The sequence below is a fragment of the Gilliamella sp. wkB308 genome, from assembly GCF_001690185.1.
Lineage (GTDB): Bacteria > Pseudomonadota > Gammaproteobacteria > Enterobacterales > Orbaceae > Gilliamella > Gilliamella apicola_I.
In genome coordinates, this window is sequence record NZ_LZGN01000007.1 from 116,714 (window position 1) to 131,895 (window position 15,182).

Consider the following 15,182-nt stretch of genomic DNA (forward strand, 5'->3'; position numbering starts at 1 on the left):
TATGGTAAAGCCTATTTTTGAAGAAACTGAAATGAGTAATCAAACACACACTTTTGTAAATTGTCCGACTTGTCAAAAACAAGTTGAATGGTCAGACGTTAGTCCTTATCGACCTTTTTGTAGTAAACGTTGCCAACTTATTGATCTTGGTGATTGGGCGACTGAAGAACACCGCATTGCTGATAAAGAGATAAGCGAACAAGATCGTTGGAGCGAAGATGATAAATTCAACTCTTCAGGTAATCAGTAATGAAAATTTTGGGTATTGAAACATCTTGCGATGAAACAGGGGTGGCGATTTATGATGATCAACATGGATTGCTTGCTAATCAACTTTATTCACAAGTCAAGTTACATGCCGATTATGGTGGCGTGGTACCGGAACTTGCATCACGTGATCACATTCGTAAAACAGTACCACTGATTCAAGAGGCTTTAAAAGAAGCCAATTTAACTGCGCATGATATTGATGGCGTGGCTTATACGGCTGGGCCTGGACTAATTGGAGCATTAATGGTGGGCGCCTCGATTGGGCGATCACTCGCTTATGCGTGGAATGTACCTGCAATCGCTGTCAATCATATGGAAGGTCATTTACTTGCCCCTATGCTTGAAGATAATCCGCCAGAGTTTCCTTTTGTGGCTTTATTAGTTTCAGGGGGACACACTCAACTTTTTAGTGTGACTGGAGTAGGGGAATATCAGCTACTTGGTGAATCAATTGATGATGCAGCAGGTGAAGCATTTGATAAAACTGCTAAATTGCTAGGGATTGATTATCCTGGAGGAGCAAAACTATCAAAATTAGCTGAGCAGGGCTTATCTTCTCGATTTCATTTTCCTCGACCGATGACAGATAGACCGGGTTTTGATTTTAGTTTTTCCGGTCTTAAAACAGCCACAGCCAATACCATTCATCAGCATAGTCAAGATAATGCGATTGATGAACAAACCAAAGCCGATATTGCCCGTGCTTTCGAAGATGCATTAGTTGATACCTTGGTCATCAAATCCCGACGAGCACTCGATCATACTGGATTTAACCGTTTAGTCATTGCTGGTGGTGTGAGTGCCAATAAGCCTTTGCGTGACAAATTAACACAGTTAATGCAACAGCGAAAAGGACAAGTTTTTTATCCTAGAGTAGCGTTTTGTACCGACAATGGTGCGATGATAGCTTATGCGGGTATGATTCACTTGCAATCTAAAGAAAGTAATAATTTGGCTATTGAGGTGAATCCCCGATGGGCGTTAAATATATCCAACAGTTAGTGTTGGATATATTTAGTCAGTTTAGTAAAAGAGCATGTTTAATTATCTGAATTAGACAATTTATTGGTGTTTTCAGATTGCATTGCAACCAATTTTTCTAAATTTCTATTGATACTAAATGAGACACAGATTAATTCGAAGCAAATGCGGGTAGCAATAGCTCCGCTAATTAAACCGAACAATCCATAAAGAAAATTACCCTGAAAAATGTTGAATAAACTACCCAGAACGACGCAAGCTAATGTTATCCAGTACAGAAAGGTTAATACACTTGGCATGATTAAACGATTAAAGAAAAGTAAATCTATAGGTTTAAAATCTTTCATATCTTTCCCCAATATTGTTTGGTCAAATTTAGGTTACTAAAGTATATAAAAAGCTAAACTATAAGATGATTATCTAAAATAATCGTTGTATATTAGAGTACATTTTTTAGAGGAAATCAATGCAATTAAAGATTAAACATTTATGAAAACTTATATTACTGGCAAAGATGCCGCACTTGAAGATTCAATCCACTATTTCCATCAACAATTAGCTCAGTATCAATTGGACGTCAAAGAGGCGTCTTGGCTTAATCCTGTTGCTAATGTCTGGTCAGTTCATATACAAAATACTCAATGTCCTTTATGCTTTGCTAATGGTAAAGGCGCAAGTAAAAAAGCCGCACTTGCCTCGGCTTTAGGTGAATATTTTGAACGGTTATCAACTAATTATTTCTTTTCTGATTTTTATTTGGGAAAACAAGCAGCAACGGCTAATTTTGTTCACTACCCAACGGAAAAGTGGTTTGCAGTGCCTGAAGATAATAGTTTGCCAAAAGGTCTATTATCGGAAAAATTATTGCAATTTTATGATCCAGAACAAGAATTAAATGCAACCGATCTTATCGATTTACAGTCTAGTAATCGTGAACGTGGTATTTGTGCTTTACCATTTGTTTCTCAAACAGATCAAACAATTGTTTATGTTCCGGTGAACTTAATTGCTAATTTATATGCTTCAAATGGTATGTCAGCCGGTAATACACGTAATGAAGCCAGAGTGCAAGGTTTATCTGAAATTTTTGAACGCTACGTTAAAAATAAAATTATTGCTGAAGCAATAAGTTTACCGACGATTCCTGAAGAAGTGATTCATCGCTATCCAAGCGTGTTAGCATCAATAGCATCACTCGAAAATGAAGGATTTCCACTTTATTGCTTTGATGCCTCTCTTGGCGGAAAATATCCAGTGATTTGTGTGGTTTTGTTTAATCCTCACAATGGCACTTGTTATGCTTCTTTTGGTGCTCACCCTAATTTTGGTGTTGCGCTGGAAAGAACGGTGACCGAACTATTACAAGGCAGAAGTTTAAAAGATCTTGATGTTTTCTCTCCACCAAGTTTTGATAATGATGAAATTGCAGATTTAAGCAATTTAGAAACCCATTTTATTGATTCAAGTGGTTTAATATCATGGGATTTATTTAAGCAACAAGCCGATTATGAATTTGTAGATTGGGATTTTTCGGGGACAACGGAACAAGAATTTAATAATCTTATGGCAATTTTCCATGAACAAAATACGGAAGTGTTAATTATGGATTATGAGCACCTTGGTGTATATGCTTGCCGTATATTGGCGGTCGGCATGTCTGAGATTTATCCGCCTGAAGATCTTATCCTAGCCAATAACAATATGGCGATTCATCTTCGTGATCTTATTTTGTCACTACCGGTAAAAAAATATTCTGCTGAACAATATCTTGCCATTATTGAACAGTTAGATGAAGAAGGATTAGATGATTTTGCACGAATTCGTGAACTGCTTGGTATCGCTACAGGTAAAGATAACGCTTGGTTAACACTACGTGTTGGTGAGCTAAAAGCAATGCTGGCATTAGCCGCTAAAGATTTAGAACAAGCTAAGCTATGGATTGATTGGACGATAGAAATGAATGAATCTATTTTGTCAGCTGAAAGAAATCATGATTATCGTTGTTTACAAACTTTGGTGAATTTTATTCTTCAACGTGGTGCAAGCCAATTCCGTGATTATCAAAAGGCCTTCAATAAAATGTATGGTCAAGCTTGTGTTGATAACATGTGGCAATATGCAATTGGCGAGAAATCATTTTACGGTCTAAAAGACGCTTTAACGACCGCTGAATCAGCTGATGATGATGTTGAACAATTTGCCATGCATCAAAAATTATTAGCTGTGTATCAGAAATTGCATCAAGCTATGCAATAAAGTGCTATCAAGTTAATTAATTCTTCCACCAAATTCAATTGGTGGAAGAATTAAACGTTAACCTTGTCGGGCAAAGTCGGCAGCTTGCTTAACCAGCGCTTCACTTGGCCTTACTCCCGTATATAAGTAAAATTGTTCAAGGGCTTGTAAAACTGCAACATCTGCGCCTGAAATGGTTATTTTGTTTAATCGATTGGCATAACTCATCAAAGGTGTTTCAACCGGCATGGCAACTACATCAAACACAATATCGGCATGGCTAATCATGCTGTCTGGAAAAGCTAAATCATTTTCCTCATTCCCGCCCTGCATCCCGATAGGTGTGACATTAATTATCAATTTTGCTTGTTCGGGTGAAATTTCAGTTTCATCTTTTACCCAACGATAATTGTATCGTTTTGCTAACGCTTCGCCTTTTTCTTGATTACGTGCGGCAATAATTCCTTGGGTAAAACCGGCATCGAAAAAGGCGCCAACAACGGCATTAGCCATACCACCACTGCCTTTTAATACAAATGGAGTGGTGTTATCAATATGATGTAAAGTAATCAGTTTTGCAACAGCGATATAGTCTGTGTTATAGCCTTTCAAATAATAGTCAGTATTTACAATAGTATTCACTGAATGGATAGATTTAACTGATTCATCGAGTTCATCAAGAAATTCAATGCAGGCTTCTTTATAAGGCATAGAAATAGCACAGCCACGAATTGCCAACGCTTTAATGCCATATATTGCATCTTTTAAATTATTGGTCGTAAAAGCTTTATAAAGATAATTGAGATCGAGTTTCTCATATAAAAAGTTATGAAATCGAGTACCAAAATTGCTTGGTCTGGCAGCCAATGACATACAAACAATCGTATCTTTATTGATAATTCTTGCCATTTTTATAGTTCCTTGTGATCATATTCATCTATTTTTTAATTTTAACACTTTCTCGATTTAGACGTATTGAATTATGGTAGCAAATAATACAGGCCCTAATATACAACAAGAAAAAGCCACCGTTAGCACAATGATTTATCTTTATTGCCACAAACGGCATCATGTTCCCAACAATCATTTATGTGATGAGTGTAATGATTTATTAAAATATGCAATGCAACGCTTAACCTTTTGCCGATTTGGTGAGGATAAAACAACCTGTGAACGTTGTCCAAAACATTGTTATCGTAAAGATTATAAACAAAAAATTAAGCAAGTTATGCGTTTCTCTGGCCCAAGAATGATGATTTATCATCCTATTATGGCACTCAAACATCTTTATAAAAATTTGACTAAGAAGTAATTTTTTTAATCAATTTTGCGACATGATTTAATCTCACAAAGGATAAGTTTGAAAGCACTATTATAAAAATTAAAAAACGTCAAAATCCATATTTACCATTAAACAGGTTTAAATTTATATCCGTCTGTTTTAAAAAGTAAAAATTGGTTATAATGGTGTACTATATTATATTGTTCAGATAACTTGTAAAATATCGTCATTATGATAATGGGTGTCCACAATTAAAAGTAGCGATGTCTTAAATAACTATTATCTGTTTTTATTTAATGACATAAAACAAAAGGATGATAAATATTTAAACACTTGATCCCTATGCAAATGAATACGCTCACAATCAAAGTTATCGGTGATCATTTCATTAGCTGTTAAAAAGTTTAAATATCAAAGCCCTTTTTTAAGGTAATTTAATAATGAAGAAAATATCAATAATTTTTATATTATTAGCACATTTGTCGTTTGTTATTCAAGCCCAAGAGTATCAATATAATGATTCTGGTATCACCAAATCCTTCGAATTTGGACCAAGTAATTCTAAAAATTCATCAAATCAGCAACGTGATATTATAGAAGCGATCTATTTTGATAAAGGTGTCCAATTATCATGGAATAGTAATATTGATGATTTTGATATTGATATCTTTTTTGTTAATACTAAAAACAATAAAAAAATGGTGGAAATTCTGGTAAACAATATCCAAAATACAGATTGGGTCTATTTACCAACCAAATTGAAATTAAACGAATTAACTAAAGGAGATATTGCATTTTTGTATCTTATACAACTTAAGAATATTGATCCGAATAGTTGTTTGCATCACAATTTTGATGTTTACGGTTATTCAAACTCAAAATATCCTGAAGGTATTTTGGATTATTTAGATTATAACCGTTTAGAAGTTCAAAATAATATGCGGATTTGTTTATCCGATAAAGGCTATCTATAGTCAATTTTAGCTAAATATTAATAGGTCATCGTATCGCGTATGCTTAAAAAATAGAGCCAAATCAAGTATCGTTAATAAGTCGCATCATTTAATAAGTTTTTTACCTTCTTTGATAACCTGAGTTTTTTAAAGTGCAGTGCCTTTAGTGGGTATCGTCAATTTATGGGTATCAACGCCTTCTAGTTGCAAAAGTTTAATTTTTTTATCAATGCCACCTGCATAACCGGTTAAACTGCCGTTACTGCCAATGACTCGATGACAAGGAATGATAATGGATATGGGGTTACGCCCAACTGCACCGCCGACAGCTTGGCTTGACATACTGGCAAGTTGATTGGTTTTCGCAATTTGTTTAGCGATATCGCCATAAGTGATGATTTCACCATAAGGAATTTTACAGAGAATATCCCAAACTTGATGACGAAAAGGTGTACCTATCGGGGCTAAATTAAGTTGATTGATAGCCGGATTTTTTCCTGAAAAGTAGTGATCAAACCATTTTTTTGTGCAGTTAAAAATAGGTAAGTTAGGTTTGTTTTCAAGCGGTTGGTTTACAGTATCCCCAAAATATTTTTGTCCTTCAATCCATACAGCAACAAGTTGATCGTTTCGACTTGCCAGCGTAATTAATCCTAATGGAGATGAGTAATTAGATGAATAAAACATATAAACCTTAAAATTTGAAACACGACATTGGAATAAAATTATGCTTGTTTATTAACATAATTTCTAGTTTTTTCTTGATATTGTCTATTTTATCCCGTCATTTGGCTTACTTAAGCAAGCCAAATGAGATTAAGACGTTATTTTGTGATTTGTTTACCTTTTTCGACATAACTCATATCGCCAAAACTTTCGACGACAAATTTACCTTCATCGGTATAACGAATTTTGGTGACACTCGCATTGCCTAGTGGAGACGTAATAGGGGCATCAAGCAGATCTTCTACCATAGACATAATCGCAATACCATGTGAAACGACTAATACGTTACCACCACCTTGTGCTTTTGCTGATTCAGCAATAGTTTTTAATGCGATTTCCATTCGTTTTTTCACTTGCTGATAATTTTCCGCTTGTCCCGATTTTTCAACCGCTGCAACGGCATCTAACATTTTTTGTAGTGTTATTTTTCCTTTAGCAAGATCAGCCATTAAATCTTTGTCAGAAGGGTATCCTAAATGTTGTGCAGCAGGATTCCACATATTCGGATCAAGATCGCCTTCAAAATCGCCAAAGCAGGCTTCACGCAGGGCTTCCATTTCATTAATTGCTAATGTATCGCCCTTACTTTCTAAGATAATACGTGCAGTTTGTCTTGCTCGACCTAAATCGCTGGAATAGGCCGTTATAAATTCGACATCTTTTAAGCCTTGTCCTAATTGTTCGGCAACCTCTATACCGGAATGAATTAATGGTGTATCAGACCATCCTTGCACACGATGGACATTGTTAAACATGGTTTTACCATGACGGGTTAAATAGATCGTCACTTCATTGGCAAAAGCTTGTGAAATTGATATAACCATAACAAAAAGTAGGCTAATAAATTGAATTGATTTTTTCATGTTTCATCCTTTGTATAACAAAAATTTTAAAATAAGTTAAATCGATAATCGATGACAGTTTCCGCTGATAAGGTTGGAGAACGTTGTGCTCTTCCATGTTTCAGGTTTGGCGTGGCATCAGAAGCACTCATTGTTTTGTAAGACCATCCATAACCTACTTTTGATAAGATTGAGAGGTTTTTAAACATACCAGTGCTAGGTTTCCAAATATTGAAAATGTTGATTTCACCATTTTTTAATCGGTCATGCTTATAATTAAATTTAGCATAATTCATATACAATCCGGTGGTATTATCCTTAATAAAATCATAATTTAATACGGTGGTGAAAACAAGTTCCCCATCGCGCATGTAATCTGCTGCTGCGGCAGCAAGTCCATTAAAACGACCTCGGTTATTTTTACCGATATGGCGTCCATAATACCCAAGAGCATTATGTTTATTTGCATCGGTATAGGCAAGCCCCACTTTGATGCTAAAGTCTTGTTCTTTCCATTCAATGTCGGCTGCATAGTGCCATGCATGGGAATCAAACTCTTTTCTATTTTGTTTCATGGCATCATAATTTTTCATCGCATAGCTACCATAAAATTGTGAACCCAAGGTTAAATTTTTAACGGGTTTATAAGATAATTCAATCGCATGCCGTCTTAAGTAATCTTTGGCAACACCATAAGAATAGTCGATTTTGGTATCACTATTTTTATAAGCTATTTCAACAGTTGAGATGTTATCAATGACTTTTTTTCGATCGTTCGATAAAAAGTGAACTTTTTGGGCAGATTCACGGGGTAAGGCACTGTCAAAACGACCAAATGAAAACGCAAAGTCATCATATTTTAATATGCCACTAAATCCAAGATAGCTGTTTCGAGTTAAATGTTGTGAAGAACTAATGATGCCTAAATCTTTTACACTGTGCCAACCCACTTTACCATTAAAATTCATCTTATCATCACCCAGTTTTATTTTTATATAACGCTGAGTAAATTTATTAAAGCCATGTGCATTGTGTTTGCTATATCCTTTACCATGGTTATAAAGTAGATTACGCGTTGCAAAGTAGTCACTTGCACCCAGTTTTATAGCATTATCATACGTGATATCAAATCCAATGGTATCAAACAGATAGCCGGATTTATAATTCAACGTGAAAACTTGTCCCCAAGCACTGTGCACTTCTTTTGGTTGAGCGGCATTTTCTTTTAAATATTTCCAATGATTACGGGTAGAGAAATCAAGTTTACTATCGGTAATAAAAGCATTCTCTATAGAGCTTGATTGTAAATGATTACTGGATATTGGGGTTGCGAGAACGGAATAAGACATGATATTGAATAAGGCGAAAGTTAAATATCTTATTTTCATTTTTATATCCTTTTTTTAATTATCAAAAACCTAAATAGCTAATTAAGCAACGTTATCTTTAATGCTATTTAGGTTTTGCCTGCTATACGCAGTAACTTTCCAATTTTAGCTATGTCATAAAAGTTAAGATTTTAAAACTTCGCCTTTTGATGCAATGACCGATTGATACCAGTAGAAGCTTTTCTTTTTATAGCGTTTAAGCGTTCCAGAACCGTCTTGATTTAAATCGACATAGATAAATCCATAACGTTTGGTTACTTCGGCTTTGGAGGCACTAATCAAATCGATTGGTCCCCAACTGGTGTAGCCCATCACTTCGACACCATCATCGATAGCTTCACGAATTTCTACTAAATGATCGTTCATATAGTTAATACGATAATCATCATTTATCGTACCGTCAGCCTCTAATTTATCTTTTGCGCCTAAGCCATTTTCAACAATAAATAATGGCTTTTGGTAACGTTCATAAAGCATATTTAATAGATAACGGATTCCTGTTGGATCGATTTGCCAACCCCATTCCGATGCTTTTAAATACGGATTCGGTACCATATCTAAAATATTGCCTTTTGTTTTTTGAGATTCATCCGAAGTTGCACAACAACTCATATAGTAACTGAACGATACAAAATCGACCGTTTCTTTAAGATCTTGTCGATCTTGTTCGGTAATCGTTAAATTAATATTGTTCTCTCTGAAAAAACGTTTCATATACGTCGGGTAATAACCTCGAACTTGGACATCACCAAAAAATAGCCAACCATGATTTTCTTGATGAGTAGCCCAAACATCTTCAGGCTTAGGTGTTAAAGGATAAGCAACAGCGCCTAATAACATATTACCTATTTTGGCATCAGGAATAATTTGATGACATAGTTTTACCGCTTTACTGCTGGCGACTAACTGATGATGAATGGCTTGATAGATCTGTTCTTTACTACTGTGTCTATCCAATCCGACACCGGTAAAGGGCTCGTGTAATGACATATTGATTTCATTGAAAGTTAACCAATATTTCACTTTATTTTTATAGCGCTCAAATACGGTTTTGGCATAACGAGTAAAAAAGTCGATGACTTTACGATTTCCCCATCCACCATATTGTGTGACAAGGTAGTAGGGCATTTCGTAATGCGATAAGGTGACAAGTGGCGTAATGTTGTGTTTTAACATTTCGTCAAACAGTTTGTCATAAAATGCCAGTCCTTTTTCATTTGGTTGCTCTTCATCTCCATTTGGAAAGATTCGAGTCCAAGCAATTGACGTTCTTAAACACGAAAATCCCATTTCAGCAAATAAAGCGATATCTTCAGGATAGCGATGATAAAAATCAATAGCACGATCTTTAATGCCAGTTATCGTGTTTTTATTACGATCGATGATGTCTCCAAATAAACCATTTGGTGTACAATCTGATGTAGATAAACCTTTGCCATCTTCACGATAGGCACCTTCAACTTGGTTGGCGGCAATTGCGCCGCCCCAAAGAAAATCTTTCGGAAATTGTGTTAACATGTATTACTCCTTATTAGCTGATAACGTTAATAAAACGTCACCCTTTTCAATAGTTTCTGATGGATGAATAGTCTGGATATTCTGATAGTCATCACTGTTAGTAATGATGATCGGCGTGGTAACTTCAAAGCCTGCTTGTTTGATTGCCTCGATATCAAAACTGACAAGTAAATCGCCTTTTTTGACTTTGCTACCGGCTTGAACATGTGCTTGAAAATGTTGACCGTCTAATTTAACGGTATCGATCCCGATATGGATTAATATTTCCACGCCAGAATCAGTTTGAAATCCGATAGCGTGTTTGGTTCTGAACAGTGATACAACTTCGCCGTCATCAGGGGCGTAAGCTTTCCCTTCTGTTGGAATAATAGCAATGCCTTTACCCATTAGTTCACTGGCAAAAGTAGGATCGTTAACTTGATTTAATGGCATTATTTTTCCTGTCAACGGACTGAAAATGGTGACAGGATGCAGATTAACCGGATTAGAAGGGGTAGGATTGTTTGTTGCTACAGCTTCATCTGGAGCTGTCGGTTTAGTTTTTGGCATACCAAATAGATAGGTTGCAATCAGTGCTAAGATGAATGAAAGAATACAACCAACGACGACAGCATAAAATTTTTCATCTATGCCTGTTGGTGGAATGAGTTGTAAAAAGGAGAAAATATTAATAAAACTAAATGAATAAATGACGCTGTGATAATAACCAACAATGCCTCCACCGACAGTAGCTGCCAGACAACCAATAACAAATGGTCTTTTTAACGGTAAATTGACACCATAAATTGCCGGTTCGGTTACCCCAAAAATACCAGACAATACCGACGAACTTGCTAACGCTTTGAATTCAGGATCTTTGGCTCGAAATCTTACCGCTAATACAGCACCAACTTGCGCGAACACAGCAGGAAACAGAATTGGTAACATAAAGTCATTTTGATAAACCGATAAGTTATTTAAGGCAAATGGAACAAGTCCCCAATGAATACCAAATATTACCATGACTTGCCAAAGTGCGGCTAAAACCATGGACGCTATAACCGGACTAAGTTCATACATAAAGATGATACAATTTGCAATACCATTACTGACATACGTTACCGCAGGGCCAATGACCGCAAAAGTTAATGGAACGGTGATAAGAATTCCAAGCAGGGGAGCGATAAATTTTTTAAAGGAATCATGCATGATTCTATTGAAAGTTCGTTCAAGTAAAGAATAGAACCAAGCTGCTAAAATAATGGGGAAAACTGATGATGCATAAGGAATTAATTGTATTGGTATTGAAAACATTTCTGTTTCTAATGAAAACTGACCGCTAGGTATCATATTGGCAATATTAGGATGAACTAATGCACCTCCTATTGCCATTCCAACATAAGGATTACCACCAAATTTTTTTACTGCGGAAAAACCTAATATAATAGGTAAATAATAGAGTGGGGCATCCGCTATGGCATACAAGAATTCATAGGTTGGTGTTTCTGGGTGAATAACATCCAAAACCTGCAATAAAGAGATTAAACCTTTTAAAATCCCACCAGCCACAATCACGACTAACACGGGAATAAAAATTCCGGAAACAAGATCAATTAACTTCGATAAAAAGCCTGATTTTTTATTTGTTTGTGTCTCGGCATTAGATTTCTCATTGAGGTTGGTGAGTTGCATAATATTGTTAAATACATCTGCCACATTGTTACCAATGACAACTTGAAATTGCCCACCACTTTGCACAACCGTTATCACCCCTTTTTGTTTTTTGAGGATATCTGCATTGGCTTTATTATCATCTTTTAATGCAAATCTTAAACGAGTTGCACAGTGTACCAGACTGATAATATTGTCTTGACCACCAACATATTCAATAATTGATTCGGCAAGTTGTTTGTTTTTCATACCTTATCCTTTTTTAAATGCAAAAAAAAACCTAACCACCTCAAGTCGAGGTGATTAGGTTTTGCTTACACAACATGTAATGCTATGTAATAACAATCCAAAATTTATTTGCTAAGGCTAGCATAAATAAATGATAGTGAATATGATTTCTCATTTTAAGATGTTCGAATTGTGAACTACATCACATTATTTTTTAAGCTCAGTGCGTAATCGTTCGATATGAATGGTTAAATACAGACTCTCATCATCGGTAAGTGGATGTTGATATTGTTGAATTAAATGGAGATCAATCTGTTTTGTGCATAGATAAGCCTGTTCATACTTTTTGCGAATTAATTCATATAATGAGGCATCTTGTTGAACTGGTTGACTTTGAGTCAGTATACGTTGTGAAAAGAATTTTAAATGGGTAATAAAGCGTTGGTAAGAAAGACAATCTTCATCATACTCAAAATTAAAATGGTATTTGACAATATTGAGAATTTCACGCATGATTTTGGTCATTTTGACAATATTGGGCATCGTGTCATTAAGCTGAGCATTAATAATATGAAAGGTAATAAAACCCGCTTCATCTTCAGGTAACTCAATAGATAAACGTTTTTTTATGACCGATAAAGCATATAAACCAACTTGAAACTCTTTAGGATAGAGCTTTTTTGTTTCCCATAAAAAACTATTTGGAATATCAAATCCTTGTTTATGGCGCTCTATGGCAAAATGGATATGATCTGTGAGTGAAATATAAATACTGTCTTGGAGTTTTCCATTAAGAACTTGTTTTGCGTGATTGATGATGATTTCTGAGGTGGTAATTATTTCAATCGGTATTTCGGATAGTAATTCAGCAAATCTTGGTAGCGTTTCTTGGTTGTCGAGGGAAAATTGTTTTTCAATCAGTTTAGAATCAATCAAGTCTCCTTCACGTTTTTTAAATCCAATGCCCCGACCAGTGACAATAAGTTCATTGCCTTTAGAGTCGAGTGTAACCACCACATTGTTATTGAGAATTTTATAAACTTTCATCTGTCACCATCTGATTGTAAACTTTAGGTATTATGAATAGACAGCAGAAAATGAAAAGAAGAAATATAAGAAAATGTGATAGGCATCATATTTTTAGTAAATTTCGATTACCTAACTTAAATAGAAGTTAACAAAAAACCCGATATTATTGTCTAATATCGGGTTTTATTATTTATCGATTATTCTGCAAGCAGTTTATTCATGGTTTGTATAAATTTACTCGGATCACTTAACGATCCTTTTTCAGCCAGTAGCGCTTGATCTAATAGTAATTCAATCCAGTCGCTAAATGCCGTTTCGTCTTGTGTATCAGCAATACGTTTTACTAACTTATGATCAGGGTTGATCTCAAACGTATATTTGATTTCAGGTGCTTTTTGACCCGCAGCAGCAAAAAGTTTTGCCATTTGCGTGGTCATTTCATCCGCTGCAGTGGTCACAATTGCAGGTGTATTGGTTAAACGATGCGTTAATTTAACTTCTTTTACTTTATCGCCTAACACTGCTTTGACACGTTCAATAAATGGTTCAAGCTCTTTTTCTGCTTGTTTTTGTTCTTCGCTATCTTGATCGGCTAGTTTTTCAATCGATTCGTCAGATTTACTGATTGATTGGAACTGTTTTCCTTCAAATTCAGTTAAATTACTCATCATCCACTCATCAACACGATCAGATAATAGTAAGACTTCAATGCCTTTTTTGCTGAATAATTCTAAATGTGGGCTATTTTTAGCAGCACCATAACTATCAGCGGTGATGTAGTAGATCTTGTCCTGACCTTCTTGCATACGACTAATATAATCGTCTAATGAAATGGTTTGCGCATTGCTATCAGAATGCGTAGAAGCAAAACGGAGCAATTTCGCGATAGCTTCACGGTTAGCATAGTCCTCACCCGTTCCTTCTTTTAACACTAAGCCAAATTCGCTCCAGAACTGTTGATATTGTTCTTTATCATCTTTAGCCAGTTTTTCTAACATTTGTAATACACGTTTGGTACATGCATTTCGCAAACTTTGAGTGATTTTGTTGTCTTGCAATATTTCACGTGATACATTCAATGGAAGATCATTAGAGTCGATTAAACCTTTTACAAAGCGTAAATAGTTTGGCATAAATTGCTCTGCATCATCCATAATAAAGACACGTTGTACATAAAGTTTTAGACCGTGTTTGTTATCACGATTCCACATATCCCACGGTGCTTTTGAAGGAATATAAAGTAAACTGGTGTATTCTTGTTTACCTTCTACTCGGTTGTGGCTCCAACTTAGTGGATCGGCAAAATCATGAGAAATATGTTTATAAAACTCTTTGTACTCTTCGTCGGTAATTTCAGATTTACTTCGTGTCCAAAGGGCTTGAGCTTTATTTACTTTTTCCCATTTTACGTCTTTGCTTTCTTCGTCGATGGTTTGTACTTCAACAGGGAGTGAAATATGATCAGAATATTTACTGATAATTGAGCGTAAACGCCAGTCATCTAAAAACTCTTTTTCATCTTCTTTCAGATGTAAAATAATTTCAGTACCACGAGTCTCTTTATTATCATCAGAAATCGTATATTCACCTTCGCCAGCCGATTCCCACATAACAGCTTCATCAGCATTAGCGGTTGCGGCACGAGTTTTGACGGTGACTTTATCCGCCACAATAAATGCAGAATAAAAACCAACACCAAATTGACCAATTAGTTGGCTGTCTTTAGCTTGATCACTACCGATTGATTCCAAAAATGCTTTGGTGCCAGATTTGGCAATCGTACCTAAATTTTCGATAACTTCATCACGTGTCATACCGATACCATTATCGGCAATGGTTAAGGTTCCTGCTTCTTTATTTACAGAAATACGTACACCAAGCTCAGCATCGCCAGCATAAAGGTTAGGGTTTTCAAGTGCCTTAAAGCGTAATTTATCAGCTGCATCGGAAGCGTTCGAAATTAATTCTCGTAAAAATATTTCTTTATTGGAATATAAAGAATGTATCATTAAATGAAGAATTTGTTTAACTTCGGATTGAAATCCACGAGTTTCTGTACCTTGCTTACTCATTGACTAGT

General features: G+C 35.6%; 14 protein-coding genes. 5 read left to right on the top strand and 9 right to left on the bottom strand.

From position 1 onward, the window contains the following. Nucleotides 1-31 precede the first annotated feature (31 nt). Together yacG and tsaD are read left to right on the top strand one after the other, a co-directional pair. Nucleotides 32-250, top strand: a complete 219-nt coding sequence (gene yacG / locus A9G10_RS01465; protein WP_065557965.1) for a DNA gyrase inhibitor YacG — start codon at nucleotides 32-34, stop codon at nucleotides 248-250. Further along, complete coding sequence (gene tsaD, locus A9G10_RS01470; RefSeq protein WP_065557929.1) at nucleotides 250-1,272, top strand: tRNA (adenosine(37)-N6)-threonylcarbamoyltransferase complex transferase subunit TsaD; 1,023 nt, start codon at nucleotides 250-252, stop codon at nucleotides 1,270-1,272. The genes yacG and tsaD overlap by 1 nt, the downstream gene beginning before the upstream one ends. A 38-nt stretch (nucleotides 1,273-1,310) precedes the next feature. Here the strand turns inward: tsaD and A9G10_RS01475 are convergent, their stop codons facing one another. Then, nucleotides 1,311-1,598 (bottom strand): DUF4282 domain-containing protein, encoded by a 288-nt coding sequence (locus A9G10_RS01475; RefSeq protein ID WP_065557930.1) that lies wholly within the window; start codon nucleotides 1,596-1,598, stop codon nucleotides 1,311-1,313. Between the two features lie 142 nt (nucleotides 1,599-1,740). On the opposite strand from A9G10_RS01475, the gene ycaO reads away from it, so the two are divergent. After that, a complete protein-coding gene (gene ycaO, locus A9G10_RS01480) occupies nucleotides 1,741-3,507 on the top strand; it encodes a 30S ribosomal protein S12 methylthiotransferase accessory factor YcaO (RefSeq protein WP_065557931.1) in 1,767 nt (588 codons plus the stop codon). A gap of 57 nt (nucleotides 3,508-3,564) precedes the next feature. Here ycaO and A9G10_RS01485 read toward each other — a convergent pair whose 3' ends face one another. Next, on the bottom strand, nucleotides 3,565-4,386 hold the full coding sequence (locus A9G10_RS01485) for a shikimate 5-dehydrogenase (protein WP_081298961.1): 822 nt from the start codon (nucleotides 4,384-4,386) through the stop codon (nucleotides 3,565-3,567). A gap of 82 nt (nucleotides 4,387-4,468) precedes the next feature. Here A9G10_RS01485 and A9G10_RS01490 point away from each other — a divergent pair, with 82 nt between their 5' ends. Further along, nucleotides 4,469-4,798: a nitrous oxide-stimulated promoter family protein gene (locus tag A9G10_RS01490; protein WP_065557933.1), complete on the top strand. Its 330-nt coding sequence runs from the start codon at nucleotides 4,469-4,471 to the stop codon at nucleotides 4,796-4,798. Between the two features lie 410 nt (nucleotides 4,799-5,208). Further along, nucleotides 5,209-5,742, top strand: a complete 534-nt coding sequence (locus A9G10_RS01495) for a hypothetical protein (RefSeq protein ID WP_065557934.1) — start codon at nucleotides 5,209-5,211, stop codon at nucleotides 5,740-5,742. A 126-nt stretch (nucleotides 5,743-5,868) separates the two neighbouring features. Here the strand turns inward: A9G10_RS01495 and A9G10_RS01500 are convergent, their stop codons facing one another. From A9G10_RS01500 to htpG, 7 genes are all read right to left on the bottom strand, one after another. Beyond that, nucleotides 5,869-6,408, bottom strand: coding sequence for a methylated-DNA--[protein]-cysteine S-methyltransferase (locus A9G10_RS01500; protein ID WP_065557935.1), 540 nt, complete (start codon nucleotides 6,406-6,408; stop codon nucleotides 5,869-5,871). Between the two features lie 137 nt (nucleotides 6,409-6,545). After that, the gene (locus tag A9G10_RS01505) at nucleotides 6,546-7,310 is read right to left on the bottom strand and encodes a histidine phosphatase family protein (protein ID WP_081298960.1); all 765 of its coding nucleotides are present in this window, start codon (nucleotides 7,308-7,310) and stop codon (nucleotides 6,546-6,548) included. Between the two features lie 26 nt (nucleotides 7,311-7,336). Beyond that, nucleotides 7,337-8,677 carry an OprD family outer membrane porin gene (locus A9G10_RS01510; protein ID WP_065557936.1) on the bottom strand — a complete coding sequence of 447 codons (1,341 nt, stop codon included), beginning with the start codon at nucleotides 8,675-8,677 and terminating at the stop codon, nucleotides 7,337-7,339. A gap of 123 nt (nucleotides 8,678-8,800) precedes the next feature. After that, nucleotides 8,801-10,195, bottom strand: coding sequence for a glycoside hydrolase family 1 protein (locus A9G10_RS01515; RefSeq protein ID WP_065557937.1), 1,395 nt, complete (start codon nucleotides 10,193-10,195; stop codon nucleotides 8,801-8,803). Between the two features lie 3 nt (nucleotides 10,196-10,198). Next, a complete protein-coding gene (locus A9G10_RS01520; RefSeq protein ID WP_065557938.1) occupies nucleotides 10,199-12,094 on the bottom strand; it encodes a beta-glucoside-specific PTS transporter subunit IIABC in 1,896 nt (631 codons plus the stop codon). Between the two features lie 186 nt (nucleotides 12,095-12,280). After that, nucleotides 12,281-13,120, bottom strand: a complete 840-nt coding sequence (gene licT, locus A9G10_RS01525; RefSeq protein ID WP_065557939.1) for a BglG family transcription antiterminator LicT — start codon at nucleotides 13,118-13,120, stop codon at nucleotides 12,281-12,283. Between the two features lie 179 nt (nucleotides 13,121-13,299). Continuing rightward, nucleotides 13,300-15,174, bottom strand: a complete 1,875-nt coding sequence (gene htpG / locus A9G10_RS01530; protein WP_065557940.1) for a molecular chaperone HtpG — start codon at nucleotides 15,172-15,174, stop codon at nucleotides 13,300-13,302. Nucleotides 15,175-15,182 lie beyond the last annotated feature (8 nt).